Genomic DNA, 17,030 nt, shown 5'->3' on the forward strand with positions numbered 1-17,030 from the left:
CGGTCAGTGGACCAGTCGTACGGTCAGCTGACGACACGTGCGGTCAGCGGACGACCCGTACGGCGGGACGCAGCCGTGTGGTGAGGCCGGTCAGCAGGCGGTCGGTGTGCGGGAGTACACAGGAGCTGAGTGAAGCGGTCCCGATCGCCACGGCAACGCCGGTCCAGGCGATGGGGCCCAGTGGTGTGCAGCCGAAGAAGTGGCTGGCGACGGGGGTCTGGACGAGGGCGACGAGCACGGCCGCCGTTCCGAGGGCGGTGACCAGGACCAGCGGACTGCTGCGGCGTCCCGCGACGGTCTGGGTGAGCTGGGCGCCGACCACACCGCACAGGGCCATGGTGCTGGTGCGTCGTGCCGTACCCGGCGTGAGGGTGCCGATCAGCCAGGCGACGACCGCACCGATCCCGGTGGTCAGTCCGCGGTGCCGGATCTGCCGGTTCAGCGGTCCGCCGAGGACCGCAAGGCCGACGGGCCGGCCTTCGTCCGCGGTCGGCTCGTCGGCGGGTTCCGGGGAGTGGGGGGTGACCGCGACGGCCATCGCCGGGAACATGTCGGTGAGCAGGTTGACCAGCAGCAGCTGACGCGTCGACAGCGGCGACGTACCGGACAGCAGGGTGCCAAGGACGGAGAAGCCGACCTCGCCGGCGTTCCCGCCGAGCAGGATGCTGATCGCGTCGGCCACGCTGCGCCACAGGGCGCGGCCCTCGCCGATGGCCTCGATGAGGACGGACACGTCGTCGTTGGTGATGACGAGGTCGGCGGCGTTGCGCGCGGCTGCCGAGCCGCGTGCCGCGATGCCGACCCCCACGTCGGCGGCGCGGATGGCCGCGGCGTCGTTGGCGCCGTCGCCGACCATGCCCACCACGCGGCCCGCCTCCCGCAACGCCTCGACGACCTGGAGTTTCTGCTCGGGTGCCACGCGTGCCACGACGCCGCAGTTCTTGAGCAGGCGTGCCCGCCCCGCTCGGTCCAGCGCGGCCAGCTCGTCGCCCGTGGCCACCGTGACGTCCGGTGGCCAGCCGAGGGAGACGGCCACGGAGCGGGCGGTCTCGGGGTGGTCGCCGGTGAGCATCACGGGCCGTACGCCGGCCTCGCCCAGCTCCGCGACGAGCGGGGCGGAGCTGGCACGGGGGGTGTCGGCCAGGGCCACGAAGCCGATGAGTTCGAGGTGTTCCAGGTGCTCGTCCAGAGCCGTTGCCACCTCCCCCACGGCCAGCCGGCGCTGTGCCACGGCGATCAGCCGCAGCCCCTTTGCGGCAAGGGTGTGTGCCGTGTCGACGGCCGCCGGGTCGGCATCGGGGCAGCAGGGCAGGACGACTTCCGGCGCGCCCTTGACGACCAGCAGGTCCGTGCCGCCGCCGCGGGCCTCGCCGTCCGTCTCCGCGGCGCGTCCTACGGCGGCCGCGTAGCCCCGGCTCGCCTCGAACGGCTCGGCCCGCACCGTGGTCCACCCCGTTTCGCGCGGGGCCGCCGCAAGGACGGCCTCGTCGGTGGCGTGGGCGTGGAAGCCGGCCTGCTCGACGACGCGCGGGCAGGCACGGGCCGCGATACGCAGGACAGCCCGCGCATCGGGGCCGGACGCGGGGCGGTCGGCACCTGTGGCGGTGATGACGCGCAGGACGCGCAGCCGGTTCTCGGTGAGGGTCCCGGTCTTGTCGAAGCACATGGTGTCCACCCGCCCGAGCGCCTCCAGGCTGCGCGGTGTGCGCACCAGGACACCGAGCCTGCTGAGCCGCCGGGCCGCGGCCATCTGTGCCACCGTCGCCACCAGGGGCATGCCTTCGGGCACGGCGGCCACCGCGACCGCGAGACCGCCCTGGAGCGCGGTGCGCATCGGGCGGCCACGCAGCAGGGAAAGGCCGGCCACCGCGGCGCCGCCGGCGAGGGTGAGGGGCAGTACCTGACGGGTGAGCTGGTGCAGCCGTGCCTGCACTCCCGCCGAGGTGGGGACCCGGGCGGCGAGGGACGCGGCGCGGCCGGCCTCGGTCTGGTCGCCGGTGTGCACCACGACCGCACGCGCGTGGCCCGCCACCACCGTGGTGCCCTCGAAGACCATGCAGCTGCGATCGGCGACTGCCGCCTGTGGCACGGGGTCCACCTGCTTGCGGGTGGGCAGCGACTCGCCGGTCAGCGAGGACTCGTCCACCTCGAAACCGGTGACCTCCAGCAGCCGGGCGTCGGCCGGGACCACGTCGTTCGTCTGCAGCTCGATCACCTCGCCCGGCGACAACCGCGCGGCGTCGACGAGGGACGCCGGCGCCTCACCGGCCGCGGTGCCGGCGAAGCGTCGCGCCATCGGTCGCTGCCCCCTGACCAGCGCGGACAACGCCCGTTCCGCACGCAACCGCTGCACGCCGCCGACCAGGGCGTTCATCGCCACGGCGCCGACGACGAGGAACGCGTCCACGGCCGACCCCAACAGCGCGGACGCGGTCGCGCCGACCACCAGAACCGGGGTGAACGGATCGTCCAGCTCCGCCCACACGGCGCCCGCCAGTTGTACGCCCACGCGCGCCGGCGCGAACGCCGGGTACGCCACCGCGGCGCCCACGGCATGGCCGGCCCGAGCCCGTAGCACCGCCCATGCCGTGGGCGCGGTCCGCGACACCCTCGCCAGCCGGGCCATCACGTCGTCCGGGCGCAGGGCGTGCCAGGGCACCCGCGGTCTTGGGTGGGGGGTCGTGCTGACGGCGACGGGCAGCGCGGCGAACCAGCCCGACAGCAGCGACACGGCGGTCGCGACGGTGACAGGGCTGAGCCGCAGTTCGAGGGGGAAGGGGATCCGTTGGGACCGTGCCCCACGGGTGAGCACCAGGAGTTCGGCGAGCGTGGTGCCCGCCTCGGCGAGGAACCTGGCCCGTCTGCTGACCGTCCGCGCCGCGGGCACGGCGGACAACAGCCGCCAGACGCCCTCCAGTCCGCGCAGGGCCAGGATGTCCGCGCCCCAGACGACGGCGCTGCGCTCGTCGGTGACGGCGACGGCGATGTCACTGCTCAGCAGCCCGTGGAGCACGTCACGAGCGGACCGCGTCAACTCCCCTTCATTCGTGGATCGTTCGTGCGGGACGCGCGCCACTGTCAGGACCGTCCGGCCACGCTGCCGCAGATCGGTCAGCAGCTCGGTCAACGGGGCGTCGGCAGAGGCGAGTTGGTCGGCCAGGCTGCCGAACTCGCCGAGCGTGCGGTCGTCCACCACCACGACGTGCAGCCCGGCCTGGCGCGCCGCGTCCAGCACGGCCTCGGCCATCGGGTCGACCTCCCAGCCGACCAGGACGGTGCCGACGTCCATGCCGTGCTGCGACGCGATCATCAGTCCTGTGGCGGGCGGTTCCGTGGCGGGCAGTCCTGTGGCGGGCAGTCCTGTGGCGGGCAGTCCTGTGGCGGGCAGTCCTGTGGCAGGCAGTTCCGTCTCGCCGGGCCCCGCCTCACTAGCGCCCATGGCCGGTGCCCGGTCGTCGGGCACCGGCCGCAGCCCGAGTTGCTGATCGCCCAACGGTTGTGCCCCGTCCTCGGGTGCGTTCAGGACCGCCGTGGCCTCCAGCCACAACCGTTGGCGGTCCCAGCCGGACAGGCTGGGATGGACCTCGAGCACGGTGCGTCGCGTGCTGCGCAGCGCCTCGGGATGCAGGACCACGGTGTCCACGAGTTCCAGCCGGCGCAGCCGCTCGGGGTCGCGGACCAGGACGTCCTCGCGTGCCAGGGCGGTGCCGAGCGCCGCGGTGAACCCTGCCGGGCCGTAACGCGCGGCCTTGGGCGAACCACCCAGTACCGCCTCGGCCGCCCCGTCGAGACTGCGGGTGAACAGGAAGGTGGTGAGGCCGCCGCCCAGCATCCCGTTGACCGCGGCGTCGGCGTAGTCGTCGCCTGGACACGAACGCAGCCGCGGACGCTCGACATCACCTGCGGCGACCGTCAGCCGATGCGGGCCGCACAACGTGTCGTGCACGGCGTCGAACGTCGCGAGCTGCGCCAGGGACTCCACCAACTGGACTCCCCGCAGTGCCCCGTCGAGCAGCAGAGGACTCGGCGAACGCCCCATCCCACAGACGGCCGCATGGGCCGCGGCCAGCAGCAGATCGGCCGCGTCCGGGCCCACCACGCGGCTCAGCGCCGTCCTTGCCCGTGAGTCCTCGCGCAGCACCACGACCGCGGCCACCAGGGCCTCCGGCGCGCGCCGCAAGAACGCCAGCCGCGCCGCCACGGCGATGGCGACACCCGCGGTGTCGCACGCCAAGGCGAGAGCGTTGACACGCACGGCTCCCGCAGCGCCGGGGTGAACGTGTTCCAGTGTCTGCTCGCCGACCTGCACCAGCCCATGTTCGGCGGCCAGTTCGGACACCCTGTCCACCAGCTCCTCGCCGGCCGCGTTCTCGACGCTCTGCACGACCAGCCGCTCCAGTCCGCCGTCCCAGTAGGCGAACAGGACGTCCGGGTGCTCGGCCAGTTCTACGGCCACCTTCCTGCCGACAGCCTCCAGCCGCTGCGCCGTGGGAGGCGCCAGGTCCGGGTGCTGCCCCAGCGCGAAGTGCATCCGGGATCCGGCGCGCCAGTAACCGACCTGAGGGGTCGCCGCGTTACGGGCGGCCCTGCCGACCCGCAGCGCCGTCGCCGACACCGCCGCCGCGCCCGTCGCGGCACCGTGCACACCGGTGCGCACGAGGTCGGCGGCCGTGCGCATCGCGTCGCCGGCCGGAGGAAGGATCCCGCGCGTGGCTTCGACGGGGGCGGCGAGGGCGGCGTGGAGGGTCGCGGCCAGGGCGGGCAGCGTCAGCGAGCGGAGCAGCATCTGTCACCTTTACGGGCTTGCCGCTCGGCTTACGGGCCTGCCACTCGGCTTTACGGCCTTGCCGCCCGGCTTCACGGGCCTGCCGCTCGGCCGCGAACGGGATGGCGGTCGCCGGGACGGAACGGGGAGGGAGAGCGGTGAGGGTGAGCGGAGAGGGAAAGCGTGAGCGGTGAACGGTGAGGGTGAGCGGTGAGGGTAAGGGAGCGGTGATCGCGGGGGCGGAAGTGTGCGTCAGGACTTCTTCCGCACGGCTGCCTTGGCGAGCGAGGCGCTCGACGCGCTCGTGGCCGCGCGCTTGGCGGAGCGGGCCTTCGCCGTGGCCGCGGAACTCGTCGACTTCGCCGGACGGGTCTTCGCCCTCGCCGACGCCGACGCCGTCTTGGCCGGGCGGCTCTTCGCCGTCCCCGTCGCGGTCGACGCCTTGGCCGACTTCGCGGCCTGCTTCGTCCTCATCCCTTCGGCACGGGACCTCGCGGCGCTCTCGGCCTTCTCGGCCTTCTCAGCCCTCTCGGCCTTCTCGGCGTCCTTGGGGCGCGGCTGCGTGAGCCACACCACCGCGGCGCCCGCGACGGCCACCGGCCACTCGACCAGACCGACCACGCCGAGCAGCCCGGCGCCGGTGTACGCGGCGACCCGCCGCGCGTGGGGCGGGACGATCCCGACGGAGTCCAGGACGCTGTCGACCATCCCCTTGACCCGGTCGACGCCGGGTTTGACCTTCTCGGCACCGGGGACCTTCTCGACTGCCGTCATCACCGCCTCCACGGGACGCGCCAGTGTGTTCTGGGCGGGGTGCTTCGCCTTCGTGCCTCCTGAACCACGCGCCTGGGAACTGCCAGTCATGGTCGTTCTCCCTCCGTAGTGCAGGTGAGGCGCGGCCAGGGGCCGTGACGGCTCTCACCCTCCTTCCACCTTGACAAGATCGCGCAAATCGGGCAAGCCTGGACATGTCCGCATACCGCCGAGTGAGGTACCCGGCGGCAGACGTGTCGATGTGCCGATGTGCCGGGGCGTCGACGTGTTCCTGTCCGCAAGGAGGTGAGGACATGAGTACCGGACCCGGTCCAGAGCCGAAGTCCCGAACCCGTGACCGTCACCGCCTGACCGCGGCCCTCGCGCTCGCCGGCTGACCTGTCGTACGCCGTACCCTGCCCGCTCGGCCGGGCTCAGCGGTGTGTGCGGCGGCGGCGCCATGCGCGTACCCGCAGGGGTCAGGCCCCTGCTTCCCCGTGAAGGCCGCCATGCGCATCGAATTCACCTGGCCCCGCCCCGGCGCGGACGACGACCGCACCCTCACCCTGGCGCTCCCCGGCATCCCCGTGCCGCGGCTGGCAGGCGGCCTGCTCAGTCCCGCCGCCCTCCGCCGCGCCATCGCGTCCGCGGGCCCCTTCGTCACAGCCGCCGCCCACGCCGCCGGCGCCGGCCCCACCACCCGCGCCGCCCTCCCCTACGCCCTGCGCTTCGCATGCCGGGCACTCGACGGCGGGAGACATCCCACCGTCCCCGGTCAGAAGGGGCCCGCTTCGCCGGCCGCGCCGAGCACGGCACACAGACCCCCGCGGGCCAGGTGACTCCCCGTTCTGTTTTCCGCGGTCCTGCAAGAGGGCCGCTGGCCTTCCGGCCCGGCATGACTGTGTCCCCCTGTCGAGGGCATGACCTGGGGGGCACCGGGTCCGGGGGTGTTCGTCGGAGACGCTGATCAGAGGTCCGGCCACCGTCCGGTCCGGCGCAACGCCTGACAGCTCGCGGGCGCAGGTCTGCGTGACGTGGATGCGCGAGCACGACACCCGAGCCGAGGCCGGCGCGCCGTCAACACCGTGGAAAAGGCGCGATGTTCGAGACCGAAGGTGGGGACGTGTTCCTTGGCCTGGACGTCGGCAAGACGACCCACCACGGGCACGGACTGACCCCGGCCGGGAAGAAGGTCTTCGGCAAGCAGCTGCCCAACAGCGAGCCGAAGCTGCGGGCCGTCTTCGACAAGCTGACCGCGAAGTTCGGCGCCGTCCTGGTGATCGTGGACCAGCCCGCCTCATCGGCGCCCTCCCGCTGACCGTCGCCCGCGACGCCGGTCCCGTGCAGCCGCACATGCCGCTGGTGATACAGCCGGACGGCAAGGGCGTGGTCATGCGATCTGAGGCCCTGCGGGAGGCCACCCGCCGGGCCGCCGCGAAAGCGGCGGCCGGTCATCGCGGCCGACTTGCGCCGGGCGAGAAGCCGAACCGGAAGCGGATGGCGACGGTGGCCTATGTCATCGACACACGTCCCGCCCCCGGACGTCCGCACGACGTCATCCACCCGCCCGCCGGCCGAAGTGGCGAACGCCCCGCCCGCCCGGGACCGCGCGCCGAGAACAAGTGGTGCACCGCCTCGCCGGTCCGCCCGCCCGAGCAGGTGATCTCCGACGCCTTCGACCGGGCCGAGGCCCTGACCAGAAGCATCTGCGGCCGTGGGGCGTGCTGGTCGACGGCGCCCGCCACCAGCTCGACCCGATCACGGGTCCGGGTAGGAACGGAACAGAAAACCGGCATAGCTGTCAAAACTTTTGACGTCCGGTGTTCGGTGCACTCGCTGGAGGTGCCACCTGTTGGGGGAGCTTGCCACGATCGTCGGCGCGCGGCAGGGCGGGCGGCGTAGGTTGCCGCCCATGGCGAAGCATGTCCGTTGGGACGACGATGCTGAGGTCTCGGTCGTCCGTGACTGATGTGGAACGACGGTGGCTCAGGACGCTTCTGAGCGGAACCTGGCCCGGGTCACCGTCCGCGTACCGGGCGCTGCTGCCTTCCACCCGGCGAGACCAGGCCCGTCTCGTACGCGAGAACCACGGCCTGGGCGCGGTCGCGGAGGTTGAGCTTGGCGAAGATCCGCGCCACGTGCGTCTTCACCGTCGACTCGCTGAGTGTCAGCTCGCTCGCCAGCTCGCTGTTGGAGAAGCCATGCCCCAGCAGTGTCAGCACCTCCCGTTCGCGCGGCGTCAGCGGGGCCAAGTCGCGGTGCGGCGCCGGGGCTTTGGTGGAGGCGGCCGGGGTGGGGGCGCCGGTGGCGAAGCGTTCGACGAGTCGGCGCGTGATCGAGGGTGCGAGTAGCGCGTCCCCTGTGTCCACCAGGCGTATGGCGGCGGCGAGATGGGCCGATGTGACGTCCTTGAGTAGGAAGCCGCTGGCGCCTGCGGCGAGGGCGGCGTACACGTAGTGGTCGAGGTCGAAGGTGGTCAGCATGATCACCCGGCACCGGGGGACCTGGGCGAGGATCCGGCGGGCGGCCTCCAGGCCGTCCATTCCGGGCATCCGGATGTCCAACAGCGCGACGTCCGGCCGGTGTTGGAGCACCTTGGCGACTGCCTCGGTGCCGTCGGAGGCTTCGCCCACCACGTCGATCCCGCGGGCGGTCAGGATCATCCGGAACCCGGTGCGGACCAGCTCTTGGTCGTCGGCGATCACGACCCGGGGCCCGAGCTGGCCGGTTGAGGGCGCGTCCGTCACGGCCGGTCCAGCGGGATGCGCGCGCGGATGCGGAAGCCGCCGCCGATGCGGCGCCGGGCGTCGAGGTCGCCGCCGTAGACGGCGACCCGCTCGCTCAGGCCGAGCAGCCCGCGCCCCGTCCCGTCGGCCCGCCGCTCGGGACCAGCCGCGTCCCCGGTGAGCACGCTCGGCCCGCTGTTCAGCACTTCCACCCGCAGGTAGTGGTCCGCGTAGCGCACCGTCACCTCCGCCTTCACCCCGTCCCCGTGCTTGAGCGCGTTGGTCAGCGCCTCCTGGATGATCCGGTACGCCGTCACGTCGATTCCGGCCGGCAGTGGCCGCGGCTCGCCGGAGATCCGCGCCTCCACCGGCAGGCCGGCGAAGGCGAACCGGTCGATCAGCGGGCTGAGCCGACTGAGGCTCGGCTGCGGCGCGAAACCGTCCTGGTCCGGCTCGTCGGCGCCGTCCGGCGCGGGCGCGAGCAGGCCGAGCAGGTGTCGCAGTTCGGTCATCGCGTTCCGCCCGGCGGTCTCAACGGCGGTCATCGCGGCCGTTGCCTCCTCCGGCATGGTGGCCAGCACCTCACGGGCCGCACCGGCTTGCACAACCATCAGGCTCACGTTGTGGCTGACGATGTCGTGCAGCTCCGCGGCGATCCTGGCCCGCTCGGCGTCGACGGCCGTGCGCGCCGCGCTCTGCCGCTCCCGCTCGAGCAGCCAGCCGCGCTCGCCTATTGCCGCCCGGTACGCGCGCCGCGCCCGGGCGAGCGCCGCGGCCAGCCAGCCGGCCGCGCCTGCCGCCACCAGGGCGGTGATCCAGCCCGCTTCCGCTCCCCACATGCCGCCAGCTTCCCAGCTCACGCCGTGATCCACATCAACCGGGGGTGCCGCCTGTGTACATCCCCGGTACTACGGCCCTGGACAGTTACACCTGGGGTGGGACGCCAGCCCGCCCCGCCGCTCCTACCGTCGTGTGCCATGAGCAATGATCACGACGGGACCACCCGGCAGGACGGCGCGCAGCTCGTCGTCGAGCTGTCCGGTGTCCACAAGGAGTTCGGGGACGCCAAGGCTCTGGCCGGAATCGACCTGCGGATCCGAGCGGGCGAGGCGGTCGCCGTCATGGGCCCCTCGGGCTGCGGCAAGTCCACCTTGCTGAACATGGTCGCCGGCCTGGACCGGCCCACCTGCGGCACGGTCCAGGTGCACGGCCAGGACCTGGGGCAGTTGAACGAGACCGGGCTGGCACTGTTCCGCCGCCGGCACATCGGCATGATCTTCCAGTTCTTCAACCTCATCGACGACCTGCCGGCACTCGACAACGTCGCCCTCGCCGCCCAGCTGACCGGCATCTCCGCCCGGCAGGCCCGCCGGCGCGCCCTGGAGCTGCTGGACGAACTCGGAGTCGCCCACCGCGAGGACACCTACCCGGCCGCCCTCAGCGGCGGCGAGCGCCAACGAGTAGCCGTCGCCCGAGCACTGATGAACCGTCCGGCGCTGCTGCTCGCGGACGAGCCGACCGGAGCCCTGGACAGCCGCTCCGGCGAGCAGGTGATGGACCTGCTGATCGACCTCAACCAGATCGGGCAGACCCTGCTGATCGTCACCCACGACCCGCACCTGGCCACCCGCTGCGCCAGCCGGCTGGTCGAGGTCGCGGACGGCCGCGTCGCCCGCGAGCGTTCTTTGGAGCCCTCGGAGCACACGGCATGACCGGGGCGGTGTGGCGGGCCTCGCGCGCGGCCGTCAAACGGCGCAAGGTCCAGACGATCGTGATCGGACTGGTCGTCTTCTGCTCGACCACCACCATCCTGCTCGCGCTCGCCGTGATGAGCGCCGCCCGGGCGCCGTTCGACGCCGCCTTCGATGTGCAGCGCGGCGCCCACATGGTCGCGACCTTCGACGCCGCCAAGGCCCCGGCGGAGCAACTGGCCGCCAGCGCCCACCGGCCGGGCGTCGAGGCGGCCGCCGGGCCGTTCGCCCAGGTCACCTTGAACATCCCGACCGACTGGCTGGGCCACGCGCCCGGGTCGATCACCCTGGTAGGCCGAGCCGACCCGGCAGGCCCGGTGGACCGCGTGGAGCTGACCGCAGGCCGCTGGGCCACCAGGCCGGGCGAGGTCGTCGTCTACATGGGCTTCCGGGGCACCTTCGACAACCTGCTGGGCCAGACCATCGCGCCCACCGGTGCCCCGCCGCTCACCGTGGTCGGCATCGCCGACAGTATGAGCAATTCGGCGGGCGGCTGGGTCACCCCTGAGCAGATGGCCGCCCTGCATCCCACCGCCGAGCAGATGCTCTACCGTTTCACCGACGCTTCGAGCGACGACGCGTTGAAGGCAGGCTTGGCGAAGGCCACCGAGGGCCTGCCCGGGGATGCGCTGACCAGCGCGCAGTCCTACCTCACCCTCAAGCAGGCGTTCTCCGCCTCGGCCGACGCCTACCTGCCGTTCATGTCTGTCTTCGGCGCGCTCGGCCTGGTGGTCGCGGTATTGATCGTCGGAAACGTGGTCAGCGGTGCGGTGGTGTCCGGCTACCGCCACATCGGCGTGCTCAAGGCGCTCGGCTTCACCCCGCGCCAGGTGGTCGCGGTCTACATCGCCATGGTCTCGGTGCCCGCGATCGCCGGCGCCGTCCTCGGCACGGTCGCCGGCTGGGCGCTGGCCCGCCCGATCGTCGACATGGCCTTCACCGGGATCGAGACCGGCACCGCCGCGCTCGCGCCCCCGGCCTGGCTGCCCGTCGCCTGCCTGGTCGCCGTGCCCCTGCTGGTCGCCCTCGCCGCGTTCCTGCCGGCCTCGCGCGCCCATCGGATCTCCGCGGCCGAGGCGATCACCGCCGGCAGCGCGCCGCGCACCGGGCGCGGCCTGCGGGTCCAGCGCTGGCTCAGTGGCACGCGGCTGCCACGCTCGGTCAGCCTCGGCCTCGGCCAGCCCTTCGCCCGCCCGGCCCGGACGGCGCTCACCATGGCGTCCATCGTGCTGGGCGTGGTCACGGTAACCTTCGCCACCGGCCTGACCGGCACGCTGCTCGCCTCCATGCAGCCACCAGGCGGGGACAACGGCCGCACCTTCGTCCACGTGCAGGTCGGCGCCGCCGACGCCCACCAGAGATTGCCGAAGCTGACCGACGCCCAGATCGAGGCCGTGCTGCGCGCCACGCCCGGATCTGACCAGGTGACCTCGCGCGCGTTCGAACGGGTCGGCCTGGTCGGCTACACCCAGCCGGTGTTCGCCGACTTCTACGGCGGCGACGCCCTCGAGCGGCCACTGCACGTGGCCAAGGGGCGCCCGGCGACCGGGCTGGGCGAGGTGGTTGCCGGACCGGCGTTCCTGGACCAGCACGGACTCAAACTCGGCGACCGGATCACCCTGGACGTCAGTGGCCGGCTCCTGCCCGTGACCATCGTCGGCGAGCCCGTCCAGGGCAACGCCCGGGCCGTGGCGTCCAACGCGGCGATGCTGGCCGGGACCGGAGTGGAACTGCACGTGGTCGAGTACGTCGTGCGGCTCGCCCCCGGCGCGGACGCCGACGCCTACGTCAAGGCGGTCAAGGACGCCGATCCCGGCCTCTACCCGAACGTGGTGACGCACGACGTGAACGGCCCGATCGCCTCGGTGATCAGCTTCTCGACGATCTTCACCGTGCTGCTGTGCGTGGTCGCCGCCCTCGGCGTCTTCAACACCGTGCTGCTGAACATCCGCGAGCGCCGCCGGGACCTCGGCATGCTCAAGTCGATCGGCATGACCCCGCGCCAGGTGGTCGCGATGACGGTGATCTCGGTAGCAGGGCTGGGTCTGGTCAGCGGGATCATCGGCGTCCCGCTCGGGATGGCCGCGCACCGGCTGATCGTCGAGAACGTCACCATCCTGGTGTTCACGGACTCGATGATCAACGTGTGGCACGCCCCGCTACTGATCGCCGTCGCGCTGGCGGGCGTCTTCATCGCCGTCCTCGGCGCACTGCTCCCCTCACGCACGGCGGCCCGACTGCCGATCGCCGAGGTACTGCACAACGAGTGACGCACGCCCTGCCGGGCCGAGCGACGAGCGGGGGCGTCGCCCGGCCTGGTCGCGCGGGCGGAAATGCCCCGCGTGCAGTCAGCGCGAGCTGACGCTGTCTGTTGCTGCGGCCGGGCGGGGGCTGGGGATGCCGTCGCCCGGCCGCTCGGCGTTTTGCAGTGCGGCGAAGTCGGCGTGGGCGGCTTCGACGGCTTCGGGGTACGCCTGGGCCTTCTCGTGCTCGGCGAGCGCCCGGTAGATGCTGGCCAGGGAAGGGTTGTGGCCTTTGCGCTTGCCGGTGGGGATGATCAGGTCGGGCCGGATCTGCTCGACGGACTCGCCGTTCGCCCGCCGCCGGAGAACGGTGTGCAGCATGTCGTCGGTGATGACCGCGGGCCGGCCGCCGTGCTTGCCCTTGCGGGCCGCGGTGTCGAGTCCTTCCAGCGTCGACTCCCGGATGTTCTCCCGCTCGGTCTCCGCCATCGCCGCAAAGAACGCGAACAGCAGTCTCCCGGCGCCGCTGGGGTCGTACATCCCCTGGAGGGGGCCTGCGAGCATCTCCAGCACCAGGCCGTGCGCGGTGAGGTGGTCCGCAAGGGCTGTGAGCTCGGCGGCATCGCGTCCCAGCCGTTTCATCTCGTACACCGTGACGATGACCCGGCAGTGCGGGGCATGGGCCTTGATCTCCCGGGCGGCCTTGAGCGCAGCCTCGAACTGCGGGCGCACCCGCACCCGTGTGCTGATCTTCTCGCTGAAGATTTTGTCCCTCGGGATGCCGTGCTTGGCGAGGGCATCCAGCTGAGACTGGAGTTCTTGGCTCAGGTGCGAGCATCTCGCATACCCGATGCGGATGTCCGCGCTCGGGGTGTCCGGGTCGATCGGCGCCGGGGGCGGGGTGCCGGGCCGCCACGACTGCCCCGGGCCCCGGTCGGCCGGGGTCGGCACTCGTAGCAGCTTGGCGAGCCGAGGCACCTTCGTGAAGCGGCCTGTGTGGTAGGTGCCGGCGACCGCGCCGCCACGCGAGCGGCACGGCGAGCCGGGCTCGGCCGCGCAGCGGGGGCAGGGATGGCGCTCGACTTCGTCCGCGTCGGTCGCGGAAGGCTCTTGAGGGTCCGTCATGCCCCCGGATCTTGTCACAAACATTTCTCAGAAGGGGGCAGCTCACCTCTTTGAGTGAGAACGGGTTCTGAGAACTGATCCAAGATCAACGGCGTCCTGGTGGCCCGTTCTTGATCTTGCTCCGACAAAGGAACGTTTGTGAGAGCCGCTGCCGGCGTGGGTGGGCAAGCCCCACCGGGCCGCCCGGAAGGCCCCGCACACCCCTCCCGCCTGGGCTGCCCCATCTATCACATGGGGAAATGCTCTGGGCTGGAATCGCAGATCACCTCACGCTCCGCCGGGTCACCTGGCACCGTCGCGCGCGAATCACGCCGACGATCAAGGAGCGGGCGGTGCCGACCACCTTCTGAGCGAGGAACAGCGCAGGCGCTTCGGCCACTTCACCGAGGACCCGGACGAGGGACAGCTCGCCGGTTCCTTCCTGCTGGATCAAACCGCGCGGCGCCGGGCTATGGCCGCCCGCGGCGCGAGGAACCGGATCGGCTGGGCCGTCCAGCTCGGCATCATCCGCTACCTGGGCACCTTCCTGGAGAACCCCGAAGAGGTGCCCGCCGTGGTGGTCGCCTATGTCGCCGAGCAACTCGGTCTGGAGCCCGGTGCGTTCGCCGGGTACGGCAGCGGCGAGGCCCGCTGGGACCACCAGGACCAGATCCGCGAGGGCTACGGCTACACCAAGTTCGAGTTCGACCAGTGGTTCGCGCTCGCCCGCTGGATGTATCAGCGGGCCTGGATCGGCAACGAACGCCCCACCCTGCTGTTCGACCTGGCCACCAAGCGCCTGGTGGACAAGAAGGTGGTGCTGCCCGGGGTGACCGTGCTGGAACGGCTGGTGTCCGGCACCCGTGAGCGGGCCGAGAAACGCCTGTGGGCGACGCTGGCCGCCGCGCCCACCGCCGAGCAGGCCGAGCAGCTGCAACAGTTGGTCGTCGTCCCCGCGAGCAAGCGCCTCTCGGAACTGGACCGGCTGCGCCGCTCGCCGCGCGACATCTCGGCGCGCGGGGTGGGCAAAGCGCTGGAACGCTACGAGTCGCTGCGCTCCTTCGGCGGTCACGCCTGGGACCTGGACGCGATACCGCCGGGACGGCTCCAGGCGCTGGTGCGGTTCGCCAAGGCCGCCCGCGCCCAGGCCGTATCCGACCTCGCCGGGAACCGGCGCCTGGCTACTCTGGTCGCGTTCGCCGCGGTGATGCCGCAGCTTGCCGCGGATGAGGCAATCGAGGTCTTCGACCTGGTGATGGGCGACATCATCCGCAGCTCTGCCGCCAAGATGACCAAGGCGCGGCTGCGCACCCTCAAGGACCTGGATACCGCCGCGATCGAGCTGCGCAAAGCCTGGCTCGCCATCTGCGCCACCGCCGCCGATCCCGAGGGCGATCTGCGCGCGACGCTCGACTCCATGGAGGTCGGCCCGGTCCACGCGGCGGCCGAGGTCGTCAAGGTGCTCGCCCAGCAGCCCGACGACGGCGCCGAGCAGATGCTCGCCGCCCGCTATAACACCATCGCCCGCTTCCTTCCCAGCCTGCTCAAGACGTTCACATTCGAGGCGAGCCCGGCCGGCGAGCCGGTCCTGGACGCGATCGACTTCGTGAAGTCCCTCAAGGGACGGCGCCGCCCCATCCAGGCATGGGAGGTCCCCGCCAAGGTCCTCACCTCCGCCTGGCGGCGCCTGGTCTTCCCGCCTCCGCCGATGCCCGTGGGCGGCGTGGAGAAGCGTGCTTTGATCGTCGCGTCCGCCGAGGCCCTGCGCTCCGCGCTGCACCGGCACGAGGTGTTCGTGCCGGGCCTGCGCAAGTGGGGCAACCCCAACGCCCGCCTGCTGGGCGATGCCGCGTGGGAGGCGGCACGCACGAGGGTCTGCGAGGAACTCGACCTCGACCCCAAGCCCGACAAGATCCTCGCTGAGTGGACCGCCCGGCTCGACAAGGCCCACCGCGACTTCGCCGACGGCCTGGCCGCCAACCCCGCCGTACGCATCGAGCAGCAAGGAGGTCGCGACCGCATCATCCTCACCGGCCTCGACCGCCTGGACGAACCCGCCTCCCTGGTCGACCTGAACAAGGAGATCGAGGCGAGGATGCCCGCCGTCGACCTTCCCGAGATCGTGCTGGAGGTCAACTCCTGGGTGCCCTACCTCGGCGACTTCACCCACGTCTCCGAGGCCAACTCCCGCATGGCCGACCTTGAGCTGTCCGTGGCCGCGGTCCTCACCTCCGAGGCCACCAACGTCGGTATCGAGCCGATCGTCCACGACGGCGTCGATGCACTCAGCCGCGACCGGCTGTTCTGGGTCGAGCAGAACTACGTACGCGCCCAGACCCTCATCGCGGCCAACGCCCGCCTGGTCGACTACCACATGCGCCTGCCGCTGGTGCAGGCGTGGGGCAGCGGCGTGCTGGCCTCCGCCGACGGACTGCGCTTCGTCACCCCGATCCGCACCCTCAACTCCGGGCCGAACCCGAAATACTTCGACACCCGCCGACGCGGGGTCACGTTCTACAACTTCCTCTCGGACCAGTTCAGTGGCCCGCACGGCATCCTGATCCCCGGCACCCAGCGCGACTCCTTCCACATCCTCGACGGCCTGCGGGAACAGGAGACCGCACTGCGGCCCGTCGAGATCACCTCCGACACCCACGGCGCCAGCGAGATCGTCTTCGGCCTCTTCCGCCTCATGGGCTACCAGTTCTCCCCACGCCTGGCCGACGTCGGCAGTGCCACCCTCTACCGCGCCACCCCGGACGCCGACTACGGGCCGCTCAACCCGGTGACCCGCGACAAGGTCAACCTCAAGCAGATCACCGCCCACTGGGACGAGATGCTCCGCCTTGCCGGCTCCCTGCACTCCGGCACCATCAAAGCCTCCGAGGCCCTGCGGGTCCTCGCGCCGGGCGGCAAGCCCACCCCTACGGGAAGGCCGTCATGGAACTCGGCCGCCTGGACCGCAGCGCGTATCTGTCCTCGTACTTCACCGATGAGTTACTCAGGCGCCGGGTCAACACCCAGCTCAACCGGCAGGAATCCCGCCACGAACCTGCCCGGAAGATCTTCCACGGACAGAAGGGCGAACTGCGGCAGGCGTACAGGGAGGGACAGGAAGATCAGCTTGGGGCGCTGGGGCTGATGCTCAATGTCGTCGTTCTGTGGAACACGGTCTACTTCCAGAAGATCATCGCAGAGATGCGGGCCGAGGGCATCCACGTCCGTGACGAGGACGTCGCCCGCCTCTCACCGCTGAAGTTCGCGCACATCAACTTCCACGGCCGCTACAGCTTCGCTCTGCCCAACGAGGTCCAAGGCGGACAGCTCCGCTCCACCGTCAAGCCGGAGAGGACCGCCACCACGATCTAGGCGTCCCCGCCCGGCTCGCACTGGCACGCGCTCTGGGCGAGCCGGTAGCGGACCTTCTCGTGCGACAGACCCACCTGGCCGCCGATCTGCCGCAGCCCCCAACCCTCCGCTTTCGCCGCGGCCATCCCCTCGTCCAAGGCCGCGTCCGTCACCTCATCCAGCGCGGCCCGCAGCTGAACGAGCAGCCGCAGCCGGATCGCCGGAGCCAGTTCATCCAGACCGGCGCAGAACCGCGCCACATCTGACTTCAGGAAACCAATCGTCGGGTCATCGCTCACCCGCACACCCTGGCAGCACAGCTCACGGCCCGTCAAAAATT

At 71.8% G+C, this 17,030-nt stretch carries 11 protein-coding genes and 1 pseudogene; 6 read left to right on the top strand and 6 right to left on the bottom strand.

The window, feature by feature from the left end:
* Positions 1–43 precede the first annotated feature (43 nt).
* Together ACGFYV_RS21320 and ACGFYV_RS21325 are read right to left on the bottom strand one after the other, a co-directional pair.
* Positions 44–4,786: an HAD-IC family P-type ATPase gene (locus ACGFYV_RS21320; RefSeq protein WP_393879974.1), complete on the bottom strand. Its 4,743-nt coding sequence runs from the start codon at positions 4,784–4,786 to the stop codon at positions 44–46.
* A gap of 231 nt (positions 4,787–5,017) precedes the next feature.
* Entirely contained in the window at positions 5,018–5,629 is a 612-nt protein-coding gene (locus ACGFYV_RS21325; RefSeq protein WP_393879975.1) for a hypothetical protein, read from the bottom strand.
* A 398-nt stretch (positions 5,630–6,027) separates the two neighbouring features.
* Between ACGFYV_RS21325 and ACGFYV_RS21330 the strand changes: the two genes are divergently transcribed.
* A complete protein-coding gene (locus ACGFYV_RS21330; RefSeq protein ID WP_393879976.1) occupies positions 6,028–6,357 on the top strand; it encodes a hypothetical protein in 330 nt (109 codons plus the stop codon).
* Positions 6,358–6,617: 260 nt separating this feature from the next.
* Positions 6,618–6,877: pseudogene (locus ACGFYV_RS21335) on the top strand (transposase); the annotation flags it as partial.
* A gap of 659 nt (positions 6,878–7,536) precedes the next feature.
* On the opposite strand, the gene ACGFYV_RS21340 reads toward ACGFYV_RS21335, so the two are convergent.
* Together ACGFYV_RS21340 and ACGFYV_RS21345 are read right to left on the bottom strand one after the other, a co-directional pair.
* Positions 7,537–8,265, bottom strand: a complete 729-nt coding sequence (locus ACGFYV_RS21340; RefSeq protein ID WP_393879977.1) for a response regulator — start codon at positions 8,263–8,265, stop codon at positions 7,537–7,539.
* Positions 8,262–9,104 carry a sensor histidine kinase gene (locus ACGFYV_RS21345; RefSeq protein ID WP_393879978.1) on the bottom strand — a complete coding sequence of 281 codons (843 nt, stop codon included), beginning with the start codon at positions 9,102–9,104 and terminating at the stop codon, positions 8,262–8,264. Before ACGFYV_RS21345 ends, ACGFYV_RS21340 begins: the two co-directional genes overlap by 4 nt.
* Positions 9,105–9,221: 117 nt before the next feature.
* On the opposite strand from ACGFYV_RS21345, the gene ACGFYV_RS21350 reads away from it, so the two are divergent.
* Together ACGFYV_RS21350 and ACGFYV_RS21355 are read left to right on the top strand one after the other, a co-directional pair.
* The gene (locus ACGFYV_RS21350; RefSeq protein WP_393879979.1) at positions 9,222–9,956 is read left to right on the top strand and encodes an ABC transporter ATP-binding protein; all 735 of its coding nucleotides are present in this window, start codon (positions 9,222–9,224) and stop codon (positions 9,954–9,956) included.
* The gene (locus ACGFYV_RS21355) at positions 9,953–12,265 is read left to right on the top strand and encodes an FtsX-like permease family protein (RefSeq protein ID WP_393879980.1); all 2,313 of its coding nucleotides are present in this window, start codon (positions 9,953–9,955) and stop codon (positions 12,263–12,265) included. Before ACGFYV_RS21350 ends, ACGFYV_RS21355 begins: the two co-directional genes overlap by 4 nt.
* Before the next feature lie 78 nt (positions 12,266–12,343).
* Here ACGFYV_RS21355 and ACGFYV_RS21360 read toward each other — a convergent pair whose 3' ends face one another.
* Positions 12,344–13,363, bottom strand: a complete 1,020-nt coding sequence (locus ACGFYV_RS21360) for a recombinase family protein (RefSeq protein ID WP_393879981.1) — start codon at positions 13,361–13,363, stop codon at positions 12,344–12,346.
* A 160-nt stretch (positions 13,364–13,523) separates the two neighbouring features.
* Between ACGFYV_RS21360 and ACGFYV_RS21365 the strand changes: the two genes are divergently transcribed.
* Both ACGFYV_RS21365 and ACGFYV_RS21370 read left to right on the top strand, forming a co-directional pair.
* Positions 13,524–16,484 (top strand): Tn3 family transposase, encoded by a 2,961-nt coding sequence (locus tag ACGFYV_RS21365; protein WP_393879982.1) that lies wholly within the window; start codon positions 13,524–13,526, stop codon positions 16,482–16,484.
* Positions 16,484–16,711: a Tn3 family transposase gene (locus ACGFYV_RS21370; RefSeq protein ID WP_393879983.1), complete on the top strand. Its 228-nt coding sequence runs from the start codon at positions 16,484–16,486 to the stop codon at positions 16,709–16,711. The genes ACGFYV_RS21365 and ACGFYV_RS21370 overlap by 1 nt, the downstream gene beginning before the upstream one ends.
* Here ACGFYV_RS21370 and ACGFYV_RS21375 read toward each other — a convergent pair.
* Positions 16,708–16,989 (bottom strand): hypothetical protein, encoded by a 282-nt coding sequence (locus ACGFYV_RS21375; protein ID WP_393879984.1) that lies wholly within the window; start codon positions 16,987–16,989, stop codon positions 16,708–16,710. The genes ACGFYV_RS21370 and ACGFYV_RS21375 overlap by 4 nt on opposite strands.
* Between the last annotated feature and the right edge of the window lie 41 nt (positions 16,990–17,030).

The sequence above is a fragment of the Streptomyces sp. NPDC048297 genome (assembly GCF_043201585.1).
Lineage (GTDB): Bacteria > Actinomycetota > Actinomycetes > Streptomycetales > Streptomycetaceae > Streptomyces.

Excerpts from the sequence above, each read along its gene's own strand:
- ACGFYV_RS21370 (WP_393879983.1), top strand. The coding sequence starts at position 16,484 with ATGCTCAATGTCGTCGTTCTGTGGAACACGGTCTACTTCCAGAAGATC.
- ACGFYV_RS21350 (WP_393879979.1), top strand. The coding sequence starts at position 9,222 with ATGAGCAATGATCACGACGGGACCACCCGGCAGGACGGCGCGCAGCTC.
- ACGFYV_RS21360 (WP_393879981.1), bottom strand. The coding sequence starts at position 13,363 with ATGACGGACCCTCAAGAGCCTTCCGCGACCGACGCGGACGAAGTCGAG.
- ACGFYV_RS21355 (WP_393879980.1), top strand. The coding sequence starts at position 9,953 with ATGACCGGGGCGGTGTGGCGGGCCTCGCGCGCGGCCGTCAAACGGCGC.
- ACGFYV_RS21330 (WP_393879976.1), top strand. The coding sequence starts at position 6,028 with ATGCGCATCGAATTCACCTGGCCCCGCCCCGGCGCGGACGACGACCGC.
- ACGFYV_RS21320 (WP_393879974.1), bottom strand. The coding sequence starts at position 4,786 with ATGCTGCTCCGCTCGCTGACGCTGCCCGCCCTGGCCGCGACCCTCCAC.
- ACGFYV_RS21325 (WP_393879975.1), bottom strand. The coding sequence starts at position 5,629 with ATGACTGGCAGTTCCCAGGCGCGTGGTTCAGGAGGCACGAAGGCGAAG.